This is a genomic window from Metasolibacillus sp. FSL K6-0083 (assembly GCF_038630865.1).
Taxonomy (GTDB): Bacteria; Bacillota; Bacilli; order Bacillales_A; family Planococcaceae; genus Metasolibacillus; species Metasolibacillus fluoroglycofenilyticus.
Window position 1 is genome coordinate 568,246 of the sequence record NZ_CP152046.1, and the last position, 24,019, is coordinate 592,264.

Below are 24,019 nucleotides of genomic sequence, written 5' to 3' on the forward strand. Positions count from 1 at the left end.
CGAGAATATATCGCTGAAGGGAAGAACACTGGGCGTGCCCCAAAATGAATTATTAGGCACGCCCAGCGCTTTGTTATTCTTTTACAAATGCTCTTATTAGTTTATTCTCATTATAATCGTACCATAACACCCATTGCTGATTGTCTTGCGTTTCAAGACTTTCGGCTATGCCAGTATAATAAACTTGATAAAGTATTTCATCTAATTGTTGCGCAGTTTTATTGAATGACTTTTGAGCAAGTTCTATAAACGCATTATATTCCTTGGCATTTTGTAGCATAACTGAGGCTGTTTCATAGCTTTTGTCTTTGGTAAATAGTTTTTCTGCTGAATTTTTAGAGGCTGTCGTTGCTTCTGTCGCATTTTTATATTTTGCAGGATATTGAAAATCTGCTTCTTGCATACTAGAAAATTTGCTAGAATCCGCAAAAGTAATTGCCTCACTCGTTTCAATGGCCTCTGCTGCGCGGTACATAAAAACAGTGAAATGTACACGTGTCAGCCCTTTATCTTCACGGAATGTTTTGTCCTCAAAGCCTGTTGTAATATTATTAGCATATAAGGCATCCACATATGAAGCGAGCTGCGGCGAAACATCCGTTAATGGGCTTTTCTTATCATTGCTTGTTAGATTGTAGGCTAGCGCTAATGCACGTGCCATTTCGCCTCGTGTAATAATATCATTCGGTCTAAAATCAAAATTATCGACATGTTGAATAATATCTGCTTCTAATACGCGTCTAATATCTTTGTAGTAAGGATTGTCCTTGCTTACATCGGTTAAAGAAATTCCTTTATAATATACTGGAAGTGTTGGAAATGCACGGCTTATTAAAGCTGCCGCATGCTTGCGCGTCATCAATTCATTTGGTTTGAATGTTCCGTCTGGATAGCCAGTAATTACTTCTTTAGCGGTCATCTCTGTAATGATGTCATAATAATCATTTTTCGGTGAAACATCGCTAAACTTTTTAGTAGCTGCTTCTGTTTGTATTGGCGCTGTCACAATAGTAGCTGCAATAGTAGCACTGATAAATAAGTTTATTTTTTTCATAATCAATTACCTCTCTTCATTGAAATGATAGATGAAATACTGCGATAGAAATGGTAATTTTCTATATGAGTTGAAGAAGCCCAATACATTTATAATAAACGCTTTTTTTCTTTTTTTCTACAAATCCTATCATCTATTGATTTTAACTTCTTTCAGCAAGTGTCCCACTACCGATTGAATCCAGTCTAGAGTTAGCTAAGACGTAATTGATTATCGTAAAAAATAGTGTATATTTTTTATAAAGTGAAATGGGGGTTTTGAACTTAGTTCATGTGAAATAGAATTCTTTAAAGGAGGGGGAGAGCGAATGAAGGTTTACTCTTTAAGCGGACCAAGTGGTACGGGGAAAAGTACATCTGCCTTGCATTTTGCATATACAAAAGGGATTGAAGGCATTATAGATGATGGCCTGCTTATTATAAATGGCAAAAGGCGAGCAGGAACGAGTGCAAAATTCGAAAAAAATACAATAACAGCAGTGCGACGGGCTATTTTTGAAGATGAAGCACATCGACAGGAAGTACAAGCTGCGATAAAAGATGCCAAGCTTTCATCGGTGTTAATTATCGGTACATCAGATAAAATGACAAAAAAAATCGCTAAGCAATTACAGCTTGGACAGATTGTTCATTTTTACTATGTAGAAAATATTCGGTCTGCTCGTGAAATTCAAATCGCCCGCTTTATTCGCCAAACGAAAGGACAACATGTTATGCCAATTCCGTATGAGCAAGTGGAGCAAAACTTTTTTAAACGCCTTGTACGTAAAGGTCGTGCGATTTTTGTAGGGAATCTTGTTAAGGTTGGTGAAACGACGATTGTTCAGCCTGATTTTCATTATGAAACACTAACTATTCATAAGCAAGTGTATCGCGATGTATTGCAGCATATTATAGGGAAAAGTCCGATAGTGGCACATGTGGAAAAAATTCAATTTAATATAGCGTCAATTCCTAAAATTAGCGCAACACTCGTTTTAAAGGGGCCCATTCATTATGATGTCATTACCGAGCTGCGCGGCTTGCAACAAGAAATTGTTGAAGCCTTTCAACGAACATTTGAGCTAGAGCCTGAGCGAATCTTTTTAGCTGTAAAAGGGATAAAAGGTGCTGGGGCTGTCTAGAAATAGACAGCCTCATATTAGAATTAGCGTGTAAATTGGGGTTGACGTTTTTCCACGAAGGCGCGTACACCTTCAGCAAAATCATTTGGTGAGACGAATGGGGTAGAGTCCTGCCATAAAGCGGGTGTAGATTCTGTGCATTGCTGAACGGCTTGTTTTACCGCTAGCAATGAGTCGGGTGACATGCCAGCAACAAGCTTACCTACGCGAATCATAAATTTTGTCAAATCTTTTTCAGCCACTAAATAATTAAGCATGCCTGACTGAAATGCTTCTTCCGCTTTATAGGTACGTCCTGTGAAAACAAAATCCTTCGTGGCAGAAGGACCTACTAAGTCTACAAGGCGTTTGGCAAAGCGATTATTTAACGTAATGCCTAATTTTCCAACAGGAATACCCATTTTCGCCTTATCAGAGCCGATACGGATATCACAGGCAAGTGCTAGCTCTAAGCCTGCGCCCATCGCAGGGCCATTAATAACACCAAGCACGGGAAGGGGCAGACGTTCCACAGTCGAAATCGTTTTCTCCATTTCGACAAAGGCTTGCTCCGCCTCATCAAGTGACATCGTATGAAATTCTTTAATGTCTGAGCCAGCGGAAAAATTTTCTCCAGCCCCACGCAATATAAGCACTTTATTTTTAGGGTTTTGTAATGATTGTGAGGCAAGGGAGGCTAGCTCTCGCCACATTTTTGCTGTTAGTGCATTTTTGGCCTGTGGTCGGTGGATTGTAATAATAGCCAAACCAGCTGTTTCCTGATAAATAATTTTTGCGTCCTCTTCATGTAGTCGCACTGTTTGAATTTGCATAGGTCAACCCTCCATTTCTGCATATTGAATTAATGAAAGTATAGCTTAAAATAAGAGGAAAGTACGAAATAACGCATAAAAACATGAATACACGTTATATTGAACGAAGGTTTTGCAATTAATGTCTTGTAGAATTTTTTTTGCGACGAGTAACCGCAGGACAAATAATTTTTATACTGAAAAGCAAGGCTACTTCTACAAAAATCACTACGCCAAGGCGTAATTGCTTGTAGCATATGCATGGTTGAATAATAAAGCAACCTTTTATATAATGAGAACAAACATTCCGTCTAGTTTATGTGTTTCATAAATGGCATATTATACGACACTTTTTATAGAAAATAATATACTTGACGTATCAAATATTTACAAAACACCAGCTACTTTACGCCAAATCCAACAAGGAGAGCTGATTATGAGAGATTATTCGATTTATATCCCTCGTTTTAAAGCATTTTTAGCAGGTCAGTCGAAATCCAATTTCACAGTGAAGCAGTATAGCTTAGATTGTGCACAGTTTGTGAAATTTATGAAGGAACAGAAGTATGAAATCATTTCAGTAGAGGTTATTGAAGCATATCGGCAGTGGCTACAACTGCATTACACTTCAATTCAAAGTGTAAATCGTAAGTTAGCTAGCTTAAAAAGCTTTATACACTTTTTACAAGCTAGGGAAGTAATCCCATTATTTGCTGATGATTTATTTAGCCCCTTGCCATTTGAGAAAAAGGAATTACAAACATTATCTGCACGGCAAATTCGACAAGCGCTACATGTTTGGCTCACTTCCTATGAAACAGCGGAGCAGAAGGATATAAGCTGGATGGCATTACGCAATTATACAATTATGCGTGTTATTGCTGAGTTTGGTATTAAATCAAGTGAGATAGTGCGGATGAAGTGGTCGCATGTGCACAATGATTTTATTCGTATTTTAACGAAACGAAGCTATCGGGATTTGCCATTACAGCCGGCGTTATTAGATGTGCTTCAGTTTTATAAGGAGGAAACGCTAAAGCAACTTCCTATTGGACAGGAGGTAGATTATATTTGGCTTGGCTTAGGCAATAAATTAGGAGAGCCAATTACTGTTAAAACGATTGAGCGTTTATTTTCATACGTCTCACAGCAAGTAGGTTTTTCTGTTACAACGACAAATGTTCGTTACACAGCCATTAAGCAGGATATGGACAATACACTGCAAGACATTGAGGATTTATACGAAAAATATGGCTATGCACGAAAAGGGGTATTGCAGGAACGAGCAGCACGGATGGAAAAACCCAAGTAAAATGCTATAATTAAAAATAAGCTTTCAAAAAGGAGAGATAATTTGCGTACAGAGGCAGAAATGTTCCAGATTTTTTCGAATTTTGCTACAGAGGATGAGCGCATTCGAATTTCAATGCTTGAAGGGTCAAGAACAAACAATACTATTCCAAAAGATAGTTATCAAGACTATGATGTAAGCTTTTTTGTAACGAATATGAGCTCTTATTTGAAAAATGATGACTGGCTGCGGGCGTTTGGTGAGCTTATTTTCGTCCAAAAGCCAGAGGACATGGAGCTTTTCCCTGCGGAATTTGAAAATTATTTTACTTATATTATGTATTTTGCTGATGGGATTAAAGTGGATTTAAGCTTGATTCCTCTAACAGAGTTAACAAGTTATTTGCAAAAATCAGATGGCTTAATAGAGGTATTACTCGATAAGGATGGACACATCGAGCAAGCAATAGTCCCTTCGGACGAAAAATACTGGCTCACTAAGCCTAGCGCTCGAAGCTTCGATGACTGCTGCAATGAGTTTTGGAGCGTTGCAACATATGTGGCAAAGGGACTTGCACGCAATGAATTTCTATTTGCCGTTGACCATTTGCATCATAATATAAGACAAGAGCTATTACGCATGTTATCATGGGATATCGGCATTCAAAATGGCTTTTCTTTCAGCGTAGGAAAAAACTACAAATTTATTCATCAACATTTACCAGCACAACAATATGAAAGATTGTTAAGCACATATGCAACGGCGAGTATAGCGCAAACATGGACCGCTTTTGAGCTTTGCTGCGAAATGTTTCGCGAAACTTCTCGTAAAGTGGCACAAGCGCTTGGCTATCCTTATCCAAACTATGATGAAAATATTACAAAATGGATTGAAAATACATACAAAAAAGGAGCACGATGAAATGGCAATTTCATTAATGGAAGCTTATTTAATTGAAGCTTTACGACCAAAATACGGCTATGAGCAAGTGGCGGAGCAACTAGAGAAAAAGGACTTAACATTATTTGCTGATATGAAATCGGATTTTTCATTATTACAGCAGCTTTACAATACGAATAAGGAACTTTTTAAAGAAGCATACACGACAGGTTATCAAGTTAAATTTTTAACAATCAATGGCTTGAAAAATATTTTGCGCATGCGTTTTGGCATTGAAGAAAATACCTATGATTTGCAAGAATTCGGTGCCTACAACGTACCAGCAAATGAGGAAACAGAGAAAGCAATTGCAGCACTTGTTTCATCTAATTGGAAAATCGAGCGTTCAGGGCAGACAATTAATATTTTTGTTTAACTTCTTTCAACGAGTGCCACAGATTTTGAAAAAAACTTGCAAAATCATCATTTTGTGAGATAATAATTGCAGAAAGCTTTCTAGGGTTCCGTAGCATTTGCTAGCCTGGTCCGAGAGAAGGCGCACACAATATATGTGTGTTACACGGAAGGATAAAAGCCTGGGAGAACTAGCTGTTTCGACAGCCGTTCTCTCAGGTTTTTTGTCATTTTAAGGAGGAGTTAATTATGAATTTCACATGGCTTCAAGTAATCATTGCAGCAGCTTTTGAGGTAGGTTGGGTAATTGGATTAAAACATGCAGCTACGCCACTTGAATGGACTGCAACAGTCATTTGCATTATCGTGAGCTTTTACTTAATGATTCAGGCAGGAAGTAAGCTGCCGGTTGGGACAGTGTACGCAGTATTTGTTGGACTAGGGACTGCAGGAACTGTAACAGCTGATATGGCGTTATTCGGAGAACCAGTGCAGTTAGGTAAACTACTATTAATCGCCATTTTATTAGCGGGTGTTATTGGGCTTAAACTTGTATCTAGCGATAAGGAGGAGCATGCGTAATGGCTTGGATTGTATTAATTTTTGCAGGACTTTTTGAAATGCTAGGTGTCTTTATGATTGGGCGCATGTATCAAAAGCGCAATGTCGCATCCTTTATTTATATGGTTGGTGCATTTGCACTTAGTTTTATATTACTGGCAGTTGCTATGGAAACATTACCAATGGGTACAGCCTACGCGATTTGGACAGGCATTGGCGCAGCTGGCGGTGCAATCCTCGGCATGATTGTTTTTGGTGAGTCGAAGGACTGGCGACGTATCGTCTTTATTTCCATGATTTTAGGCGCAACAATCGGATTGAAATTAATGTAAATTATCTCTTTATTGAAAACATGTAGCTGAAAATTCCGAAATTTAGTATTCTATAAATAGAAATATTACAAAAAAGAGAATCATCATAACATAACGAGAACTTCTTGAGGCAGTACTACAAAAGGTAACAAGTATGCAGACGAGCATACAAGGTATTCAAGGAGAGATACAAAGGGAAATGCCGGGAATTCAAAGTGGAGCAAAGAAGAACAAATGAGCGATTAGATGGTGTGAAGGCAAAATTGCATATTGTTTATGAGCAAACGGGGCGCTTATCTGAATATCATGCTGAAATTACTTCTCGTTTTGAACAGATGTCTACTATGCAAGAATTAGAGTTTTTTGAGCATAAATTAGCAAGGCATGAACACGAGATTTTTAAATTAAAGCGAAAAATTTAGAAAATGGAGCTGTCCAAAATGCGGGCTATGCACAGCATTTTGGACAGCAGCTAAATTGAGAGTATCTTTTAAAAATGTGACGAACACTTGCTTTAACGGTGTTTATCTACAGTCAAAAAGTAGCGATGAAAACCTTTATTAACACAAAATGGAAGCCTGATTTTCAAATTAGACGAATCATAGTTCCTTCTCTCTATATAATTCCTCGCCTCTGTAATTCATTCATATTTGTAATTATATAGCTACGTCCATGCTTTTCGAGTAAGCCTTGTTCACAAAATTGTGAGAGCACATGTAGTAAATGGCGATAGGACACGCCTAAATAATCGCATACCTCTGTATGCTTTTCCTTATAAATTCCCGCATCTGCAGAAAGGACAATAAATTCAGCTAGCCGATTTTCAAGTGGATAAGCAAGGCTTTTTGAAAATTTGGCAGTTATTTGTGATGTTTTATTACCAAGAAAAGTACATAAATAGCGTAAAAATACGACATCAGATAATAGCTCCCTTTTACATTTTGCTATAGGCAGTGCCAAACAAATTGTTGTTGTCATCGTTTGCACACCTTTCGAATAATAATTTTCATCCAATAGCTCTAGCTCGCCAATAAAAGCGTTTGGCTGTGCGAAGCTAATTAAGGCAACTTTGCCATTTTCCTGAGTCATATAAACCTTTGCTTTTCCTTCGACTAAGTAATATAAATATTGTGGAAAATGACCTTCTTTAATAATCCATTCGCCGCGTGCAAAACGATGTACCTCCACTAAATCTGTTATATCAAAAGAAAATAAATGTTGAATCGGAAAGTGCTTAATATAATATTTTTGCTCTTCATTTTGTAAATTTTGCATAGAAAACCACCTAAACATGAGATATCTCACATTATTTTAAAAGAAAGCGTGCTATGATGCAAGACAGATGGAGGGATTCGAAATGAATAATCAGCGCTGGATGTCGCAAAAATTTTTTACTTTTTACATGACATGGGGCATCTTTTTACCATATTGGACAGGGTTTTTAGTTTCAGCAAAGGGGCTAACTGTACCTGAGGCAAGCTTGATTATGAGCTTTGGCTTAGTGATTAGAGGGCTTTCAACAATGTTTGCTTTCCCTTATATTGCAAGTAGATGGAGCAGTAAACGAGTGTTAAATGTATTAGCTGTTGTATCGCTGATAGCAGCTTTACTTTTTGTTCCAGCCAACTCTTTTACAAGCCTGTTTATTGTTACATCATTGTTTAGTTTCTTTTATCCAGCTTTAATGCCGGCTTTGGATAGCGTTGCAGGCGTATTAGTGCAGCATGGACAACTACACTATGGTAAAAGTCGCTCATATGGCTCACTAGGATTTGTTGTAATGGTTTTAATCGTTAGCTTGCTCACAGGGAAGTTTGGTGATACAACAATTGTATGGCTGTTGCTTGGAGGATTGCTGCTCTTTGTTGTTTTAAATACGCGCCAAGCACCGATGATATTATTAGAAAAGCCGAATGAAAGTCGAGCTAGCAAATTTTCAATCAAGCAACTATTGCAAACCCCTAATTTTTTAATTGTGTTGATTATTGCAATTTTATTACAAGGAGCACATGCCTCTTATTATAATTATGGCTATATTTATTTGCAGGAGCTAGGTGTTTCAAAATATTATATCGGGCTGATTATTAATATCGGTGTGTTTTTCGAAATTATCTTTTTTGCTAAATCTGATCGGTTATTCGGTCATTGGAAGCCTGCAAACCTGCTTGTTATAGCAGCAATTGGTTCAACGGTGCGCTGGTTAATGGTATCGCTTATCCCATCAATACCTATTTTTATTTTGTCGCAATCATTGCATGCAGTATCATTTGCCCTTGCGCATTATGCAGTTATTTTATTTTTCACACAGCATTTACGAAGAGAGCAAATTCCGAATGCACAAGGGATGTACAATGCCTTTGCTATGAGTTGGAGCACCGCTATTTTAACATTGCTCGGTGGCTATTTATATGAAATAGAACCGCGCTTTGCCTTTTTAGGAATGATTATTTGTACAGTACCAGCGTTATTCCTGTCATTTTATTTAAAGAAAAAAATATAAACTGCAGCGCTAAATTTCCTTACAAAGAAGGAGTTTAGCGCTTTTACATTGAAAATTAAGAGATTAAGAGGTATCATATATACATATTCAAAAGTTTGAATATGTATATTAATGAAATGAAATGGGGGGATACAATGGGAGGGGAGCTACAGCAATTTAAAGCAGATTTTCTCAAAGCATTAGCACATCCTTTGCGTATACATATTCTTGAACTTTTATCAGAGGGAGAGAAAAGTGTACAGGAAATTCAAGAAGCCTTAAATAAAGAAGGCTCGGCTATTTCGCAGCAACTCAGTGTACTGCGAGCGAAAAATATCGTTGTCGGTACAAAGGATGGCAAACGAGTTTTGTATTCTCTTAGAGACCCAATGATTTTAGATTTACTCATCGTGACAAAAAAGATTTTCAATAATCATTTAATTGATACAATTTCGATGCTAGAGGAGTTAGAGGATGCCGATAGCGAAAGCTAATAAATTAAAATGAAAAGAAGGGTTTGGAAATGGAGAAGCTGCAAAAAGGAAGGTTTAAAGGATATTCGTTAGCGCGTTTTCGAAAAGATCTTTTATCTGGACTTATTGTAGGTATAGTGGCGATTCCACTTGCAATGTCCTTTGCGATTGCATCAGGAGTAAAGCCAGAATACGGTATTTATACAACGTGTATCGCTGGTATTATTATTGCATTGTTCGGTGGTTCTAAATATCAAATTGGTGGTCCAACGGGTGCTTTTGTTCCTATTTTATTAGGAGTAGTTATTAGTTATGGCTATGAGGATTTATTGCTCGCGGGCTTAATGGCAGGTATTCTTCTTTGCTTAATGGGTCTGCTTAAATTAGGTTCTTTAATACAATTCATTCCGCGTCCTGTGACAATCGGCTTTACCTCGGGTATTGCAGTTATTATTTTCACAGGGCAAATTGCCAGCTTTTTAGGGCTGACAGGCATCGAAAAGCATGAAAAATTTATAGCAAATATGAAGGAGCTATTCAGCCATATTCATACGCTCAATATTTATAATCTTGTCATCGCTGTTCTTTGTTTGGCAATCATTTTAATCACGCCAAAGGTTTTGCCGAAAGTACCTGCTTCATTAGCGGGTATCATCATTTCGACAATTGTGGCACTAATCTTTTTTTCAGGGCAAGTACCTACAATTGGCTCGGCGTATGGTGCAATACCAAATACGCTACCACAATTTCAAATGCTTGAAATAACATGGGAGCGCATCGAACGACTTATTGGGCCAGCCTTTGTCATTGCAATGTTAGGTGGGATTGAGTCACTTTTATCAGCAGTTGTTGCAGATGGTATGACAAATACAAGGCATAACAGCAATAAGGAGCTTTTAGGTCAAGGATTGGCAAATATCGTAACACCGCTGTTTGGTGGTATACCTGCGACAGGGGCGATTGCGCGAACTGCTACGAATATTAAAAGTGGCGCTACTTCGCCAATATCGGGTGTAGTGCATGGAATTTTTGTACTGTTAGTGCTTTTATTATTTGCACCATACGCCTCGCATATTCCACTTGCAAGCATGGCACCTATTTTAATGGTTGTAGCATGGAATATGAGTGAGCGCCATCATTTTATCCATATTTTGAAGCTAAAATCAGCGGATTCACTTGTTTTAATTGTCACATTTTTATTGACGGTATTTACAAGTTTAACAATAGCTGTTGAGGTAGGGTTAGTGCTAGCTCTTATTCTATTTACAAAGCAAATGATTGATGTACCTGCAATTTATAAAGTTTTGCCCGATCATTCAAGAAAAAATGCTAAAGTACAGCCGCATGTTGTCAATAGAGAGCGTGATTGTCCGCAAATTAGTATATATACAATTGAGGGACCGTTATTTTTTGGTGCAGCACAGGAATTTGAACAAACGATTTTAACAAACTTAACTACAAGACCGAAAGTATTAATTTTGCGCATGAGCAAAGTTCCCTTTATGGATACAACTGGGGAAGCCTACTTTAGTCAAATCGTACAGCAGTTTAAGCTACAAGGAGGTACACTTCTCTTAACGGGGTTACAGCCGCGCTTAACAACCGTAATGAAGAAAAGTGGCTTGTTTAATGAAATTGGCAGTGAAAACTTTTTTGAGCATACAGGGCAGGCGATTGATGTAGCACTTGGTTTTTTAGATAAAAATAAATGCATCGGCTGCCAGCATTTCGCCTTTAGAGAATGTACGAGATTATCAAAAGGAGAAATATAACTTTTTGAATAATAAAGGGAAAAGCCAAACCTCTCAATTTACTGAGAAGTTTGGCTTTTTCGATTCAAGCTTTCTCACCTGAAAATTTTCGTAATGAATTGATAAAATAACCCTTTATATACAATGTCCAGTATTGTTGCAACACATAAAATGATGACAGCACCCAAAAACACAATCTTTCGTTTTGACATTCCGAAAGCTCCTTTCAACGTCCAGCTTTTTCTATTTTATCATACAAATTTATCATGTAAAATATGGAGAAGGGAGCATATTTCATAATGCCTTTAGACGAAGTGAAGTGTACCATTATACATTCGAACGTTTCTCACTTCGTTAGAATGCGATTTTACAAGTCGAGAACAAGTGTTCTTTTTAGGGGGAGTATTGTTGGTTAAAACAGAAATTATTAAGCATCATCTTGATTTTATGGAATTTGCCCGTTTTTTGCTTACGTTAGATAAGCGGCTATTGCGAAAACCTATTTCTGAAGGGAAGTGGTCTACCGTAGAAATTATAGGTCACCTTGCTGCGTGGGATGAATTTGTGCTATGTGATAGAATCCCATATTTCTTTAGGAGAAATACTTTTCCTGCTGGGCCTGATGTTGTTATTTTTAATGAACAAGCTGCTTTAAAAGCTAGGGAAATAGAAGTGATTTTTGTTATTGATGCATTTTTAAATGGTCGTATTCAATTAGTGGAATGGCTAAGGGAAATACCGCAGGAGCTCTGGTTTGCTGAAATCAAAATTAATCAATCTACGCTCACTTTATCTAGCTATTTTAAGGGGCTAATGGAGCATGATTTGCATCATATGGGACAAATAAAGAGAATCATTAAATGTTGAGTAATAATAAAGTTCCCAAATATGAATTTGGGAACTTTATTATGGTTTTAGAAAATCATATAGACAACCAGAATACCATTATGCTAAAATCAATAAAATACATTGAAGAGAAGAGTAAGTTTTTGGAAGCCTTAACAGAGAGCTCGGGATGGTGCAAGCGGGCAGGTGGATGGAAGCTGAAGCAAGGCTTGGAGTAGCACATCGGATTGAGTGCATGATGATGTGACGGGTCTCTCCCGTTATAGAGGCGCAGTATGATTGTACTGATAGAGGCATAATTAGCGATAATTATGTGAAATAGGGTGGCAACACGTGTCGCAAAGTCGATTCCGTCCCTAAGATAAATATCTTAGGAGATGGGATTTTTTATTGCTCAAATAAGGAGGAGACTTTATGACACGGGTAAAAATTTATTTAATCATCAGTTTATTCATCGCTAATATTGGTGAGTGGATTTACTTTATCGCATTAAACTTAATTGTCCTGGCAATTACAAATTCGCCAGCAAGCGTTACTATTCTTTATTTGTTTGTACCAATCGCCACGCTATTAACAAATAGTTGGGCAGGCTCTTTTGTTGACCGAGTGAATATAAAAAGGCTGATTATTTATTTATATCTTTCAAGAGTCGTATTGATGCTTATTTTAGTAATTACTACTCATCTGTTCACCATTTATTTACTAACCTTTTTCATTTCAATATTTACAGCCATTTATACAAATGCTGTATTTGTTTATTCAACAAAAGTGATTGTCCAAAATGAGCAACAACGCTTTAATGGATGGAGAAGCATGACACAGTCAGCAGGATTTATATTAGGTCCCATGATAGCTGGACTACTTTTCTTTATTGGTACAGCCAAACTAGCTATTATTATAAATATAATAGCTTTAATGATTGCGATGTTATTCTTTAGCAAATGTCCAAATAATATTACGAGCAACATAATAATTGGCGAACGCATTACTTTTAAGTTGATTAAATCAGATTGGATGGACGTACGTTCATATGCAAGGAAGCATCTTTATGTTTGCTCGATTTTTATTATGAATGGCTTTTTTATCGTATGTTTAACAGCAATTGATTCGCTAGAAGCCGCCTTTGCAACAGCGACATTACAACTAACAGAAGGCTCCTATGGGTTGCTTGTCAGCGTAGCTGGTGCAGGATTTATTATTGGCTCAATTTGTAATATAAAATGGCTAGTAAAACCAATAACAGCAATGTTTTATGGTGTGTTATTTTGCAGTATTGGCTATTTACTCTATGGATTAGCTAATAATTGGTGGCTAGCAGCAGTCGGATTTTTTATATTGTCCTTTGCTATTAGCTTTGTGAATGTTGGTTTTACGACATATATTCAAAAAGCATTGCCATTGGCGATTTTAGGGAGATTTATTGCTATTTTTAGCTTGATTGAGGCAATGACTACAATTGCTGTATTACTACTATTTACTATAGGTACACAAATTTTCGCATTACACGCACTCGTGCTGCTTGGTACTTGTTTATTATGGATGCTGACATTGTTATATGGGGCTTATTATATCAAGTATCGAAAGGGCAATGGAAGTGCTGTATACTAAGGGAGAGGTGAATGTTGTGCTTCCGAAAATTTTAAAGGATTTTTTAGTGTATTTAACGACAATTACAGGAAAATCACAGAGAACACGCAAAGAATATGAATATGATTTAGTATTATTTTTCAGATTTTTAAAGGCAATTGAGCAGGATATTACGATAATGAATTTACAAAAGATAGATATTTCTGATGTTACAATTGAAACGATTAGGGAAATTACGCTGGAGGATTTATATTTGTTTATGGAATATTGCGAGGTACAGCGAGGAAATTCATCGGCTGCACGCGCACGCAAAGTAGCGACATTAAAATCATTTTTCAAATATTTAAAAGGCAAGCGCCGCTTAATTGAGGAAAATCCAGCAGAAGAACTAGAAACACCAAAAATCGGCAAAAAAACACCAGTATATTTAAGTTTACAAGAGGCTCAGCAACTCATTGCTGCAACGACAACACAGCCTTATAGCAAACGTGATTATTGCATTGTGATGTTTTTCTTAAACCTCGGCATCCGTGTAACCGAGCTATGCTCACTAAATTTACAATCGATTCAGGGGCAGCATATTACAGTTATTGGGAAGGGGAATAAGGAAAGAACAGTCTTTATGAATGAGCGTTGCTATAATGCATTGCAGCAATATTTACCAACGCGCCATACATATAAAGGAGATGGAGCAGAGCCGCTTTTTGTTTCACAGAAGGGGACGCGCTTTGCAAGACAGTCCATCGCCAAAATTATAAAGCAATTGAATACAGCAACATTGAATAAGGAAAAGCTATCGCCACACAAGCTGCGCCATACATCCGCAACATTAATGTACCGAGCGGGGGCAGATATTCGTAGCCTACAGCATATATTAGGGCATTCAAGTGTTGCAACAACACAAATTTATACGCATATTGAGGATGAACAAATTCAAGAGGTTATGAAAAATCACCCATTAAATGATTGATGCAAAAAACAAACTTTATGGACATTTCAAAGTCATAAAGTTTGTTTTATTTACGTTCTATGACGGCGGGATTATTCATGCTTAAATACCCGCTCGCAATGTGCGTGCCTGTTCTGTGAATGATACTAGCTGCTCTTGAGATAGCTGTATTAAGTAAAAATGAAAATTAACAGGCTCAATCCCAAACTGCTCACATTTTTCTAAATAATGCTCATAGCCTTCACGATACATTGACATTAAAAACACTCCTTTGTATTATAACAGTATTATTTATCTGTATTTAATATAGTACAGATAAAGATACGTGTCAATAGTTTGTTTCAGAAAATTCTTACATCGAAATAGTTTACATAATATAATTATTGTTTTATAAACTTCAGTCGATGTCCAAACACCTGCTAATAAAAAAGAACTTAGTCGTGTTGGCCTAAGCTACAGTGCATGTCACAAATTTTGAAGAAATGCCGAAGTGACGTAGGTCGGTTAACTGTTATCACAGCGTGGACAATCAATAAATTGTTACAAAACTGAGAAGTCTAGTACTATATTAATATTGATAGTCTTTAAATCACTATTGAATAGTAGAAAGGCAATAGATTATACTTATATATAGTGTATTTTTGTCTAAATCTCAATTATTGAGTAACTTATGAACGGGGAGAAACTTATAATGACGAATGACTCTCATATTTTAACGAATATGGAGCTTACTTATGAGGAGCTTAAAGATATAAAAGCGGCATTAGATCAATCAGCAATCCTTGCGGTTACAGATGGCAAAGGCATTATCACAAATGTAAATGACCGATTTTGCCAAATTTCCAAGTATAGTCGTGCTGAATTAATTGGACAAGATCACCGCATTTTAAATTCTGGACATCATTCGAAAGCTTTTTTTAAAGAACTATGGCGCACAATTGGCAAAGGGGAAACATGGAGTGGGGAGGTTTGTAACCGCGCAAAGGATGGCTCGCTTTATTGGGTACAAACGACAATCGTTCCATTTTTAAATGACAAAGGGAAGCCGTTTCAATATATTTCTATACGCACGGATATAACGGCTCAAAAAAATATAAAAAAATATACTCATTTTGCCTTCCATGATGATTTAACAGGATTACCAAACCGCCGAAGTCTATTGAATACCTTAGAAAAGGAAATGGAAAACGCCCGAAAAAAACAATCAAAATTTGCCTTGTTTTTTATTGATATAAACCGTTTTAAAAATATTAATGATGGCCTTGGGCATAAGGTTGGCGATATGTTTTTACAAGTCTTTGCCAAACGTTTGATGAGTATCGATGATGAAAGAAATGCTGTTTTCCGACTAAATGGTGATGAATTTGTCTATGTTTTAAAGGACGTTTCACAAATTAAAGCAGCAGCACAAAATATCATTAATCTATGCAAAGAAAGTTTTAATTTTTACGACTATGAATTTTATATTAGTGTCAGCATGGGGATTAGCATATTCCCAGACCACGGCAATACAATATCTAAACTACTACGCTGTGCAGATATTGCCATGTATGCCGCAAAACAAAAAAGCAGAAATAGTTATGTCGTATTTGAAGCAAATATGAAAGGTATTGATGATCGTTTGCTTCATCTTGAGACAAAAATCCATCAAGCAATACGAGATGACAGCTTCGAGCTTCATTATCAGCCTAAATATAATATTCAGGATAATGTAATGACGGGGATGGAGGCGTTAATTCGCTGGAATGATCAAGAATTAGGTATTATGCCACCGGATCAATTCATTCCATTCGCAGAGCAATGTGGTTTAATATCCGCGATTGGGGAGTGGGTATTACGCAAAGCGACGGCTCAAATAAAAAAATGGAATGAGGCATATAATAGTGATTTACGTGTTGCGGTTAATATTTCTCCAATTCATATTGCAGAAACAACCTTTATTTCACGCCTAGAAGAAATATTAGAAGAAACTCAGGCGAATCCACGGCATTTAGAAATTGAAATTACAGAAATGTCGATGATGGACTATACGGATGAGTTAATCGAAAAAATTAAAGAGATGAAAAAAATGGGCATTGAAATATCGCTAGATGACTTTGGAACAGGCTATGCATCATTAAGCTATTTACGTCAATTCCCATTCGATGCATTAAAAATCGATCGTACATTTATTCAAAACATCCGCACAACATCTTCAGGTGAATCAATGGTCGCTGCTATCATTTCACTAGCACACGCATTGAACTTAAATGTAGTTGCTGAAGGCGTTGAACAATCTGAAGAATTAGATGTCCTAAAAAAGCATAATTGTAAATCTGTACAGGGCTATTTCTTTAGCAAACCGTTGCCTGTGGATAAATTAACGAAATTGATTGAAGAAACACGTAATGTAGAATAAAAGGCTGCTGGGAAAGCTCCATTTCCCAACAGCCTTTTTCTGTGTAAAGTTATTTTATTCCGTATTAACTACTGACATGTGCTCGATTGTTAGCCTTCGTTCTATTCCGACAGCAATTTTTCAAGCTGTATAAGCTCTTCCTTTGCAATAGAGGTGCTGTATTTATGCAGTAGCTGCAAGTTTATTTTAATCGTATCCTTATAAGCCTCATAAAGAGGGACTGTTAAATTTCGCAGCACAACTGGTACAGGATTTTTATGGTTGAAGCGCTTCATATATTTCAGCATAAATTCCTCGGACAATTGGCAGCTCGTATGCTCGCCAAGTGCTTCAAAATCAATAAACTTGAGATGCGCTAAAATAAAATCCTCAGCCAAATAGCGATTATAGCGGCAAATTTTCGTCCAGTTTAATTTATTGCGATAACGATGCAACCAATGTGGCTCTAAAACCGCACATAGTAAGTCTAATTGAGTCTGACTAACCGTAGCAATCAGCGTATCCATTTCTTTATTTGTCTTTCTTTTAAAGCCATATTGATCATATTTTTGACAAGCTAATGATGGAATCCCCTTTACTAAATGCTCACTACCACTCCATTTATTTGGTCCTACATCATATTCAAAAAATTGTAGATCCATTTCCTCTTCAAATTCTTCAAATTCATAATACGTAACTTCTTTATCCATATAGAAATGGTCGTCTGCAATAAACTGCTCTAGTTTATGTGCAAAATCCTCGTTAAATGGGATTTGTTGCTGCTGTAAAAAATCAATCAAATACTGCTTAAATGAGCTAGACAAACGATTTAGCACAGGATAATTATATTGCAAAGTTGGTGCAAGCTGCTCTAAATGCTCGATTAAATACTGCTCTGTTAAATATGGATTTGTTAAGCAGAGATGCTCAAAGCTTATCATGTGTAAGTACGGCTCTAAATCATTGATATGCATTTGCGCTGCACGCGAGCGCCAGCTAATATATTGTCTAATAAAGCGTTTACTCAAATGTGGGTGCTGTTGTTGAATTTCGAGCACCTGCTTCATCGATACTTGCTTAAGTATCGGTTCAATCGTTGCCGGATTAAAATTTTCCGGGAAAGTTAGTGCATTATATTCCTTTTCAATATCATATTTACGACGGTTTATATGAGTAGGGAAGCTATATGAACCAATTGAGCCTCGTTCCTCTAATAATATATAAGCAAGCTCCTGTTTTTGGTCTCTCGTCAAGCGTACATGCTTTGGAAACTTTACTGAAGCAAAGTACGTGACGTTGGCCATATCATAAAAAAACTTATAGTCGCCTTCCGCAGTGTACTCGCCGTTTGTCGAATTGCGACACCAATATAACAATGCACCATGAATAGGCTCATAATTTGAAAAAGTAATATTAGCGATAGAAAAAATATTATGTGACATCGAGTCATCATAAACAGCTTTTATAAAATCAATTTGTTTAATTTTTAGCATATCGAACCCCCTAAGCTATTATATACCGTAATAATCTAAATGTGTAGGAAAGCGCCGCATAGCAGTGGTTTTGAGCAATACCAAAGCGACTATATAAAATTTTCGCTATTAATGAGCCTTTTTAAAATCGTTTGAGAAATTGCTTTAATTTATAGTAATAGAAAAAATATTAAAATAGGTATGAAAAATAGCTTCCAATAATCCTTGTATGTTTATAAGGTGATTCATTTATTATTCACCTTCCCATATATGGTTAATTTAGAATGCATTTAAAATTATACAATTTTAGTCTTTAAAGAATCAATTGGAAAAGTAAGGTGTATTCGGTTTTAAGACAGTTTCTTGCTTAGATTCAATTTATTTTTTGAAAATTTACTAGAAAAGATAAAAATGCTACGCTTTTAACAAAGGAGGAACAATTATGAATAGAAAATATATTTCTTTCAAGAAATTTGGCAGTCCTGAAGATGTATTAGTAGTTGACGAAACAATGATTCAACCACTGGCAAGTGATGAAGTGTTAGTACGTATGTTAGCTAGACCCATTAATCCCTCTGATTTAATACCGATTAGAGGGTCTTATGCGCATCGAATTTCTTTACCCGCGATACCAGGCTATGAAGGTGTTGGAATCGTAGAGAAGGTTGGAGCTTCCGCCTGCAAAAGTCTTATTGGTAAACGGGTTTTACCTTTAAGAGGAGAAGGCACGTGGCAGGAATATGTGAAAGCACCCGCAAACCTTGCTATTCCAGTACCACATACGATAGACAATTTTACAGCTGCTCAAATGTATATAAATCCAATAACAGCATGGGTTATTTGTACAGAAATATTAATGCTGAAGCCAACAGACGTGCTGCTCGTTAATGCTTGCGGCTCTGCAATTGGTCATATTTTTGCACAATTATCAAAGGTATTAGGTTTTCGCTTAATTGCCATTACTCGTAGTAATACGTACACAGAGCAGTTATTAAAATTAGGTGCATCTCATGTTATTAATACAACAGAAAATAGCTTACAGGAAACTGTTATGACGTTGACAAATGGTGCGGGAGCAAATGCTGCTATCGATTCCATCGGTGGTAGTCCTGGAACAGAGCTTGCGTTTTGCTTGCGACCTCAAAGTCAATTTTTAACGATTGGTTTGCTATCAGGCATTCAAGTTGATTGGGCAAAAATTGCTAAGGAAGCACAGGTGAACGCCAAAATATTCCATTTGCGTCATTGGAATAAAAGCATATCCGTCGCACATTGGCAAAACACTTTTCAGCAAATTACCGCGTTAATAGAGCGACAACAACTAACTTTAATGCCAGCAGTAGCTGAGTTTAATTTAATAAATGTAAAAGAGGCAGTACATTATGTAGAAACTGTACAAAATCGAATGGGGAAAGTTTTTTTGATTTAGATTAAAAGCAAATCCTTTAATTGAACAATACAAATAAAAGTGCTAAAGTATAGAAACAAACGTTCTGAAAGGGGGATATAGCAATGCAACTTTATTTTTACGAGGACAGATTCAAAAATAATATCGACCACTATGAATTGACTGAGGAACAGCTTCATTACACTAGTCATCCTAAAGAATGCATCAAATTATCCAATGAAGATTCCGATAGATATTCAATCTTAGCGATAGAAGATAAAGAACTTGTCACTTTTTTCGATTTACATAAAAATGAAGGCGTAAAACCCTATTCCAATAATCATCATGCAATATTAGTCAGGGCATTTTCAACTGATTTCCGCCACCAAGGAAAAGGCTATGCGAAAAAGGCATTAATACTTTTACCTGAATTTATTAAAAAGAACTTTGGTGAAGTAAATGAAATCGTATTAGCTGTTAATCTTAAAAATATACCAGCACAGGAACTGTACAAAAAATGTGGCTTTGTTGATGAAGGTGTCCGAAAAATGGGGGAAAAGGGCGAGCTGATTGTAATGAGTTATCATTTATATTGAAATAGGGGAAATTATAACAAAAAAGAGGGGGAGTTGAAGTTAAAATATTGTAGCATTTTGTTTGCCCTAACATTATTTCTTTCTGCTTGTAGCAATGAGGTAAAGCCAATGGAGCATCTAGCAGAAATATATAGCATTGCACTGGACACCATTATGGAGCACGATGCAGCATTAAGCGATGCGATAAAATCTATAGCGATTGATATGAGCAACTTTGATGAAGTGGGTGAAAGTGATAAAGAAGCAATTTTAAGTTATTTTAAGAAAAAATACAAAGTTGAAGTAATGGATGCTACCTTTGAGCAACTGAAAGAACAAGGATTATATGATGCGGATACACTTGCTTTGAACGGTGTACTTCTAAAAATCGAAAAAGTTGATTTTAAAGCAAACAACGAAATCCTTTTTGAAGGTTCCAAATATCGCTCGGGTCTTGGGGCTGTTGGAATAAAACTTACAGTTCATTATAAAGATAATAAGTGGCTATTTAAAGATGTGAAAATGATTTGGATTAGTTAAATATTATTGTGTTGGTGGTTGCTTTTGTTGAAAATTTTAAAATGAAGAAAATGATAAAATGGCTTAGTTTTATTTGACGAACTAAGCTATTTTTATGCTGAAATTACAAAATTTCAATGCTTGTGCTAGTAAAAAAATTTGGAGGGACGTTTCCTTCAAGTTTTTTTATACAAAATAAAATGTGAAGGTGTCACTTCTGTAGTTTCATTGTTTTAATCGCTTTTTGTTTCGAAAACGTAGCAATAGATACAGAAATCTTCTACCTCTATAGGAGGCAAGATGAATACAAGCATCATACGAAAAACTTTGGAGTAATTGCATAAATAGGAAATAGTCCTTGTATTTATTTTTGAGTTCGCATAATATAAGTATATAGTTATATACAAATGTAATCACCTATTCATCTGGGTGATTTTATTTAAAATTATATATAAGTAAATACTTATATAGGGAGGGAAAATTCATGGAAAACACATTAATTGAAAAACAATTAAAAGCAGCAGCCGACTTGAATCGTATCAAATTGCTTGCATGCATGAAGAATGGGGAGGTATGTGTATGTGATTTTGTGGATATTTTAGAGATTTCGCAACCTGCTGTGAGTCAACATTTACGGAAATTAAAGGAGGCAGGCATTATTACGGAACGAAAAGTGGGGACTTGGAAACATTATCGTTTAGTGGAGGAACAAACGCCATTGATGAGAGGCATTTTAGAACAAATCCAACCTTTAACTAGCTGCAATTGTATTTCTGATTGTTGTCATGTAGGAGGAAATATTAATGAGTAATGATTCTTTAGTAAAACAATTGTCCTTTCTTGATCGTTACCTTACTCTTTGGATATTTGTTGCGATGGGCATAGGTGTTGTATTAAGTGTGACAATACCCGATATTGGGGAAGCACTAGAAGCTATGTCGATTGGTACAACATCAATACCGATTGCTCTAGGACTTATTGTGATGATGTATCCACCATTAGCAAAAGTAAAATATGAGGAAATGTGGCGTGTATTTAAAGACTGGAAAGTGCTTTTACTATCGCTTTTTCAGAATTGGTTACTTGGCCCATTCTTAATGTTCTTTTTGGCGATTATTTTCTTGCATGATTATCCAGAGTATATGGCTGGACTCATTATGATTGGGCTAGCACGATGTATTGCGATGGTCATTGTGTGGAATGATTTAGCACGAGGGGATCGCGAATACGTCGCTGGTCTAGTTGCCTTTAATTCTATTTTCCAAATCGTAACCTATTCGATATTTGCGTACTTTTTCTTAAATGTATTGCCTGGTTGGTTTGGTTTAAAAAACTTCCACGTATCCATTTCCATGTGGGAAATTACAAAGAGCGTGTTGATTTATTTAGGGCTTCCGTTTGCTGCAGGTTTCCTCACACGTTGGATTGGTATCAAAACAAAAGGGAAAGAGTGGTATGAGGAAAAGTTCTTACCAAAGATTTCACCACTTACTTTAATTGCACTGCTATTTACGATTGTGATGATGTTTGCTTTAAAAGGTGAGAAACTAGTCGAGCTCCCATTTGATGTAGTGCGTATCGCAATTCCATTATTCATTTATTTTGTCATTATGTTTATTGTTTCATTCTTTTCTTCACGCAAAGCTGGCGCATCCTATCCTGTTACAGCAGCGCTTTCATTTACAGCTGCAAGTAACAACTTTGAACTAGCAATTGCCGTAGCCGTAGGTGTGTTTGGGCTTCACAGTGGTGTGGCGTTTGCGACAGTTATTGGACCGCTTGTTGAAGTACCTGTTCTCATCGGGCTTGTATGGGTTGCCTTACGTTGGCAGAAAAAATACTTTAAAACTAGTAATTGATAAGGAGCAATGAACATGACAAAAACACTTTATTTCTTATGTACAGGGAATTCTTGCCGTAGCCAAATGGCGGAAGGCTGGGCTAGAAAATTATTGCCCTCCGATTGGACGGTAAAAAGCGCTGGCATTGAAGCACATGGGGTCAATCTGAAGGCTGTTCAAGCGATGGCGGAGGTAGATATTGATATATCAAATCAGACATCAAACTTAATTGACGTTGAAACATTGAATCAGGCAACATTAGTTGTAACTATTTAATGCTTTAATTTTTGCCAATCTGTAATTTTCTTTCTACCCATTCTTTCAAGGATTTTTAAAAATAACTCACGTTTTCTTTTCGAATTACAATTTCTATAGGTTGTTTTTATAAGCATACTAATTTCAGATAAATTTTCAAATTGAGCTAAAACGAGCAATGTATCAAATAGTTTTAGTTCATAATCCAACTGATTGCCGAATCGATTTTCAAATTGGAAGGTGTTCTATATCTGTTAACTAGTTGAAAGTGCGCACAAGTATTTCTCAATTCTATGAAAATACGAATAGAATTAATAAATTTTTCTTTATCCGTAGCATATTCAATTCCCATGTCCATTATGACCTTTTCAAAAATCTCTTTTTCATAGGCAAGAAGTAGTTGGAATGGGGGACCAAACTCTAAAACCTTTATAGTCATCCAAAATGGTGGATCGTCATATGTATTAAAAAAACTATATTTCGATTTACAGAAATCAATAAAATCACTATATTCGCGTAAATTTCTCGAGTTAAACATTTTTTCTAATATCAGATGGGAGACTCAGATGATGTGAAGAACTTATTGGATTAGAATAGAGTGAAATATCAATGTAACATCTCGCTTTTGATGGTGATGTATAATGTTTTTCACAAAAACGATAGGCCATAGATGTCTTTAACCTTGTTTCAAACCTATCCAACGATTTCAATAGCAATACATTCATATTTTTGTCAAGATTGTATAAAAACAAAAAATCCTCAAAATAAAATTGATTATATTTTTTATCTGCAGCTTTAGAATCCACTAGCATTAATGTCTCAAAGCCATTTATTAAGTCAAAATAATTTTTCTCTAGTAGCACTTTTTTTGCGTACTGTTCATCTTGAATAATCAATCCACGACTTTTTAATAATAATACTTGGTCATCTAAAGAAGAAAACATTTTTGTAGTATGTAACTTGTTACTCAATCGACTCTCCCCTTTATTATACGTATATTAAATATAACAAAAATGTGAATAGTAGCATAGAATCAGATAATTAATTCAAATAAATCGAATGCAATGATATACTTAAATAGATA

The 24,019-nt window shown here is 36.2% G+C and carries 26 protein-coding genes, 1 pseudogene, 1 riboswitch and 1 other annotated feature; of the genes and pseudogenes, 20 read left to right on the plus strand and 7 right to left on the minus strand.

The window, feature by feature from the left end; translation table 11 throughout:
• Positions 1-73: 73 nt before the first annotated feature.
• Entirely contained in the window at positions 74-1,054 is a 981-nt protein-coding gene (locus MHB51_RS02610; protein WP_342558917.1) for an S-layer homology domain-containing protein, read from the minus strand.
• Between the two features lie 307 nt (positions 1,055-1,361).
• Here MHB51_RS02610 and MHB51_RS02615 point away from each other — a divergent pair, with 307 nt between their 5' ends.
• Positions 1,362-2,177 (plus strand): hypothetical protein, encoded by an 816-nt coding sequence (locus MHB51_RS02615; protein ID WP_066163043.1) that lies wholly within the window; start codon positions 1,362-1,364, stop codon positions 2,175-2,177.
• 23 nt (positions 2,178-2,200) lie between these two features.
• On the opposite strand, the gene MHB51_RS02620 is transcribed toward MHB51_RS02615, so the two are convergent.
• Positions 2,201-2,989: an enoyl-CoA hydratase/isomerase family protein gene (locus MHB51_RS02620; RefSeq protein WP_066163047.1), complete on the minus strand. Its 789-nt coding sequence runs from the start codon at positions 2,987-2,989 to the stop codon at positions 2,201-2,203.
• A gap of 310 nt (positions 2,990-3,299) precedes the next feature.
• On the opposite strand from MHB51_RS02620, the gene MHB51_RS02625 reads away from it, so the two are divergent.
• From MHB51_RS02625 to MHB51_RS02650, 6 genes are all read left to right on the plus strand, one after another.
• A complete protein-coding gene (locus tag MHB51_RS02625; RefSeq protein ID WP_342558918.1) occupies positions 3,300-4,280 on the plus strand; it encodes a site-specific integrase in 981 nt (326 codons plus the stop codon).
• A gap of 42 nt (positions 4,281-4,322) precedes the next feature.
• Complete coding sequence (gene ant(6), locus MHB51_RS02630; protein ID WP_066163049.1) at positions 4,323-5,180, plus strand: aminoglycoside 6-adenylyltransferase; 858 nt, start codon at positions 4,323-4,325, stop codon at positions 5,178-5,180.
• A gap of 1 nt (position 5,181) precedes the next feature.
• Entirely contained in the window at positions 5,182-5,574 is a 393-nt protein-coding gene (locus MHB51_RS02635; RefSeq protein WP_066163051.1) for a hypothetical protein, read from the plus strand.
• 69 nt (positions 5,575-5,643) lie between these two features.
• A riboswitch (guanidine-I (ykkC/yxkD leader) is annotated at positions 5,644-5,743 on the plus strand.
• A 58-nt stretch (positions 5,744-5,801) separates the two neighbouring features.
• The gene (locus tag MHB51_RS02640; RefSeq protein WP_066163053.1) at positions 5,802-6,134 is read left to right on the plus strand and encodes an SMR family transporter; all 333 of its coding nucleotides are present in this window, start codon (positions 5,802-5,804) and stop codon (positions 6,132-6,134) included.
• The gene (locus MHB51_RS02645) at positions 6,134-6,445 is read left to right on the plus strand and encodes a multidrug efflux SMR transporter (RefSeq protein WP_066163055.1); all 312 of its coding nucleotides are present in this window, start codon (positions 6,134-6,136) and stop codon (positions 6,443-6,445) included. The genes MHB51_RS02640 and MHB51_RS02645 overlap by 1 nt, the downstream gene beginning before the upstream one ends.
• Before the next feature lie 194 nt (positions 6,446-6,639).
• A complete protein-coding gene (locus tag MHB51_RS02650) occupies positions 6,640-6,846 on the plus strand; it encodes a hypothetical protein (RefSeq protein WP_342558919.1) in 207 nt (68 codons plus the stop codon).
• Positions 6,847-7,039: 193 nt separating this feature from the next.
• Here MHB51_RS02650 and yeiL read toward each other — a convergent pair whose 3' ends face one another.
• Entirely contained in the window at positions 7,040-7,699 is a 660-nt protein-coding gene (gene yeiL / locus MHB51_RS02655) for a transcriptional regulator YeiL (RefSeq protein ID WP_066163059.1), read from the minus strand.
• An 82-nt stretch (positions 7,700-7,781) separates the two neighbouring features.
• On the opposite strand from yeiL, the gene MHB51_RS02660 reads away from it, so the two are divergent.
• The 6 genes from MHB51_RS02660 (at position 7,782) to MHB51_RS02685 (ending at position 14,530) form a co-directional block, all read left to right on the plus strand.
• Positions 7,782-8,924 (plus strand): 3-phenylpropionate MFS transporter, encoded by a 1,143-nt coding sequence (locus tag MHB51_RS02660; RefSeq protein WP_107942755.1) that lies wholly within the window; start codon positions 7,782-7,784, stop codon positions 8,922-8,924.
• Positions 8,925-9,058: 134 nt separating this feature from the next.
• Positions 9,059-9,397, plus strand: coding sequence for a metalloregulator ArsR/SmtB family transcription factor (locus MHB51_RS02665; protein ID WP_342559459.1), 339 nt, complete (start codon positions 9,059-9,061; stop codon positions 9,395-9,397).
• Between the two features lie 29 nt (positions 9,398-9,426).
• Positions 9,427-11,148, plus strand: a complete 1,722-nt coding sequence (sulP, locus tag MHB51_RS02670; RefSeq protein WP_066163064.1) for a sulfate permease — start codon at positions 9,427-9,429, stop codon at positions 11,146-11,148.
• Positions 11,149-11,535: 387 nt separating this feature from the next.
• The gene (locus MHB51_RS02675; protein WP_342558920.1) at positions 11,536-11,994 is read left to right on the plus strand and encodes a DinB family protein; all 459 of its coding nucleotides are present in this window, start codon (positions 11,536-11,538) and stop codon (positions 11,992-11,994) included.
• A gap of 93 nt (positions 11,995-12,087) precedes the next feature.
• Positions 12,088-12,334 (plus strand) — a binding site (T-box leader).
• A gap of 53 nt (positions 12,335-12,387) precedes the next feature.
• A complete protein-coding gene (locus MHB51_RS02680; protein ID WP_342558921.1) occupies positions 12,388-13,581 on the plus strand; it encodes an MFS transporter in 1,194 nt (397 codons plus the stop codon).
• Complete coding sequence (locus MHB51_RS02685) at positions 13,562-14,530, plus strand: tyrosine recombinase XerC (RefSeq protein ID WP_342559460.1); 969 nt, start codon at positions 13,562-13,564, stop codon at positions 14,528-14,530. Before MHB51_RS02680 ends, MHB51_RS02685 begins: the two co-directional genes overlap by 20 nt.
• 81 nt (positions 14,531-14,611) lie before the next feature.
• Here MHB51_RS02685 and MHB51_RS02690 read toward each other — a convergent pair whose 3' ends face one another.
• Positions 14,612-14,767: a transcriptional regulator gene (locus MHB51_RS02690; RefSeq protein WP_066163079.1), complete on the minus strand. Its 156-nt coding sequence runs from the start codon at positions 14,765-14,767 to the stop codon at positions 14,612-14,614.
• A gap of 433 nt (positions 14,768-15,200) precedes the next feature.
• Between MHB51_RS02690 and MHB51_RS02695 the strand changes: the two genes are divergently transcribed.
• On the plus strand, positions 15,201-16,907 hold the full coding sequence (locus MHB51_RS02695) for an EAL domain-containing protein (protein ID WP_342558922.1): 1,707 nt from the start codon (positions 15,201-15,203) through the stop codon (positions 16,905-16,907).
• A 101-nt stretch (positions 16,908-17,008) separates the two neighbouring features.
• Here the strand turns inward: MHB51_RS02695 and MHB51_RS02700 are convergent, their stop codons facing one another.
• Complete coding sequence (locus MHB51_RS02700) at positions 17,009-18,379, minus strand: nucleoside-diphosphate sugar epimerase (protein ID WP_342558923.1); 1,371 nt, start codon at positions 18,377-18,379, stop codon at positions 17,009-17,011.
• A 421-nt stretch (positions 18,380-18,800) separates the two neighbouring features.
• Here MHB51_RS02700 and MHB51_RS02705 point away from each other — a divergent pair, with 421 nt between their 5' ends.
• From MHB51_RS02705 to MHB51_RS02730, 6 genes and pseudogenes are all read left to right on the plus strand, one after another.
• The gene (locus MHB51_RS02705; protein WP_066163087.1) at positions 18,801-19,787 is read left to right on the plus strand and encodes a zinc-dependent alcohol dehydrogenase family protein; all 987 of its coding nucleotides are present in this window, start codon (positions 18,801-18,803) and stop codon (positions 19,785-19,787) included.
• 83 nt (positions 19,788-19,870) lie between these two features.
• Positions 19,871-20,341 carry a GNAT family protein gene (locus MHB51_RS02710; RefSeq protein ID WP_066163091.1) on the plus strand — a complete coding sequence of 157 codons (471 nt, stop codon included), beginning with the start codon at positions 19,871-19,873 and terminating at the stop codon, positions 20,339-20,341.
• A 108-nt stretch (positions 20,342-20,449) separates the two neighbouring features.
• Positions 20,450-20,860 carry a peptide ABC transporter substrate-binding protein gene (locus tag MHB51_RS02715; protein ID WP_342558924.1) on the plus strand — a complete coding sequence of 137 codons (411 nt, stop codon included), beginning with the start codon at positions 20,450-20,452 and terminating at the stop codon, positions 20,858-20,860.
• 463 nt (positions 20,861-21,323) lie between these two features.
• The gene (locus MHB51_RS02720; protein ID WP_066163097.1) at positions 21,324-21,650 is read left to right on the plus strand and encodes a metalloregulator ArsR/SmtB family transcription factor; all 327 of its coding nucleotides are present in this window, start codon (positions 21,324-21,326) and stop codon (positions 21,648-21,650) included.
• Complete coding sequence (arsB, locus tag MHB51_RS02725) at positions 21,643-22,698, plus strand: ACR3 family arsenite efflux transporter (RefSeq protein ID WP_066163099.1); 1,056 nt, start codon at positions 21,643-21,645, stop codon at positions 22,696-22,698. Before MHB51_RS02720 ends, arsB begins: the two co-directional genes overlap by 8 nt.
• A 15-nt stretch (positions 22,699-22,713) precedes the next feature.
• Positions 22,714-22,953, plus strand: a pseudogene (locus MHB51_RS02730) (arsenate reductase); the annotation flags it as partial.
• A 175-nt stretch (positions 22,954-23,128) separates the two neighbouring features.
• Here MHB51_RS02730 and MHB51_RS02735 read toward each other — a convergent pair.
• Together MHB51_RS02735 and MHB51_RS02740 are read right to left on the minus strand one after the other, a co-directional pair.
• Complete coding sequence (locus MHB51_RS02735; protein ID WP_342558925.1) at positions 23,129-23,473, minus strand: Abi family protein; 345 nt, start codon at positions 23,471-23,473, stop codon at positions 23,129-23,131.
• Positions 23,466-23,906: an Abi family protein gene (locus MHB51_RS02740; protein WP_342558926.1), complete on the minus strand. Its 441-nt coding sequence runs from the start codon at positions 23,904-23,906 to the stop codon at positions 23,466-23,468. Before MHB51_RS02740 ends, MHB51_RS02735 begins: the two co-directional genes overlap by 8 nt.
• Positions 23,907-24,019 lie beyond the last annotated feature (113 nt).

What these genes read in the sequence shown, in the direction of transcription:
- MHB51_RS02610 (WP_342558917.1), bottom strand. Translation starts at nt 1,054, where the DNA reads ATGAAAAAAATAAACTTATTTATCAGTGCTACTATTGCAGCTACTATT.
- MHB51_RS02615 (WP_066163043.1), top strand. Translation starts at nt 1,362, where the DNA reads ATGAAGGTTTACTCTTTAAGCGGACCAAGTGGTACGGGGAAAAGTACA.
- MHB51_RS02620 (WP_066163047.1), bottom strand. Translation starts at nt 2,989, where the DNA reads ATGCAAATTCAAACAGTGCGACTACATGAAGAGGACGCAAAAATTATT.
- MHB51_RS02625 (WP_342558918.1), top strand. Translation starts at nt 3,300, where the DNA reads ATGGCATATTATACGACACTTTTTATAGAAAATAATATACTTGACGTA.
- MHB51_RS02635 (WP_066163051.1), top strand. Translation starts at nt 5,182, where the DNA reads ATGGCAATTTCATTAATGGAAGCTTATTTAATTGAAGCTTTACGACCA.
- MHB51_RS02640 (WP_066163053.1), top strand. Translation starts at nt 5,802, where the DNA reads ATGAATTTCACATGGCTTCAAGTAATCATTGCAGCAGCTTTTGAGGTA.
- MHB51_RS02645 (WP_066163055.1), top strand. Translation starts at nt 6,134, where the DNA reads ATGGCTTGGATTGTATTAATTTTTGCAGGACTTTTTGAAATGCTAGGT.
- yeiL (WP_066163059.1), bottom strand. Translation starts at nt 7,699, where the DNA reads ATGCAAAATTTACAAAATGAAGAGCAAAAATATTATATTAAGCACTTT.
- MHB51_RS02660 (WP_107942755.1), top strand. Translation starts at nt 7,782, where the DNA reads ATGAATAATCAGCGCTGGATGTCGCAAAAATTTTTTACTTTTTACATG.
- MHB51_RS02665 (WP_342559459.1), top strand. Translation starts at nt 9,059, where the DNA reads ATGGGAGGGGAGCTACAGCAATTTAAAGCAGATTTTCTCAAAGCATTA.
- sulP (WP_066163064.1), top strand. Translation starts at nt 9,427, where the DNA reads ATGGAGAAGCTGCAAAAAGGAAGGTTTAAAGGATATTCGTTAGCGCGT.
- MHB51_RS02680 (WP_342558921.1), top strand. Translation starts at nt 12,388, where the DNA reads ATGACACGGGTAAAAATTTATTTAATCATCAGTTTATTCATCGCTAAT.
- MHB51_RS02685 (WP_342559460.1), top strand. Translation starts at nt 13,562, where the DNA reads ATGGAAGTGCTGTATACTAAGGGAGAGGTGAATGTTGTGCTTCCGAAA.
- MHB51_RS02690 (WP_066163079.1), bottom strand. Translation starts at nt 14,767, where the DNA reads ATGTCAATGTATCGTGAAGGCTATGAGCATTATTTAGAAAAATGTGAG.
- MHB51_RS02695 (WP_342558922.1), top strand. Translation starts at nt 15,201, where the DNA reads ATGACGAATGACTCTCATATTTTAACGAATATGGAGCTTACTTATGAG.
- MHB51_RS02700 (WP_342558923.1), bottom strand. Translation starts at nt 18,379, where the DNA reads ATGCTAAAAATTAAACAAATTGATTTTATAAAAGCTGTTTATGATGAC.
- MHB51_RS02705 (WP_066163087.1), top strand. Translation starts at nt 18,801, where the DNA reads ATGAATAGAAAATATATTTCTTTCAAGAAATTTGGCAGTCCTGAAGAT.
- MHB51_RS02710 (WP_066163091.1), top strand. Translation starts at nt 19,871, where the DNA reads ATGCAACTTTATTTTTACGAGGACAGATTCAAAAATAATATCGACCAC.
- MHB51_RS02715 (WP_342558924.1), top strand. Translation starts at nt 20,450, where the DNA reads ATGGAGCATCTAGCAGAAATATATAGCATTGCACTGGACACCATTATG.
- MHB51_RS02720 (WP_066163097.1), top strand. Translation starts at nt 21,324, where the DNA reads ATGGAAAACACATTAATTGAAAAACAATTAAAAGCAGCAGCCGACTTG.
- arsB (WP_066163099.1), top strand. Translation starts at nt 21,643, where the DNA reads ATGAGTAATGATTCTTTAGTAAAACAATTGTCCTTTCTTGATCGTTAC.
- MHB51_RS02735 (WP_342558925.1), bottom strand. Translation starts at nt 23,473, where the DNA reads ATGTTTAACTCGAGAAATTTACGCGAATATAGTGATTTTATTGATTTC.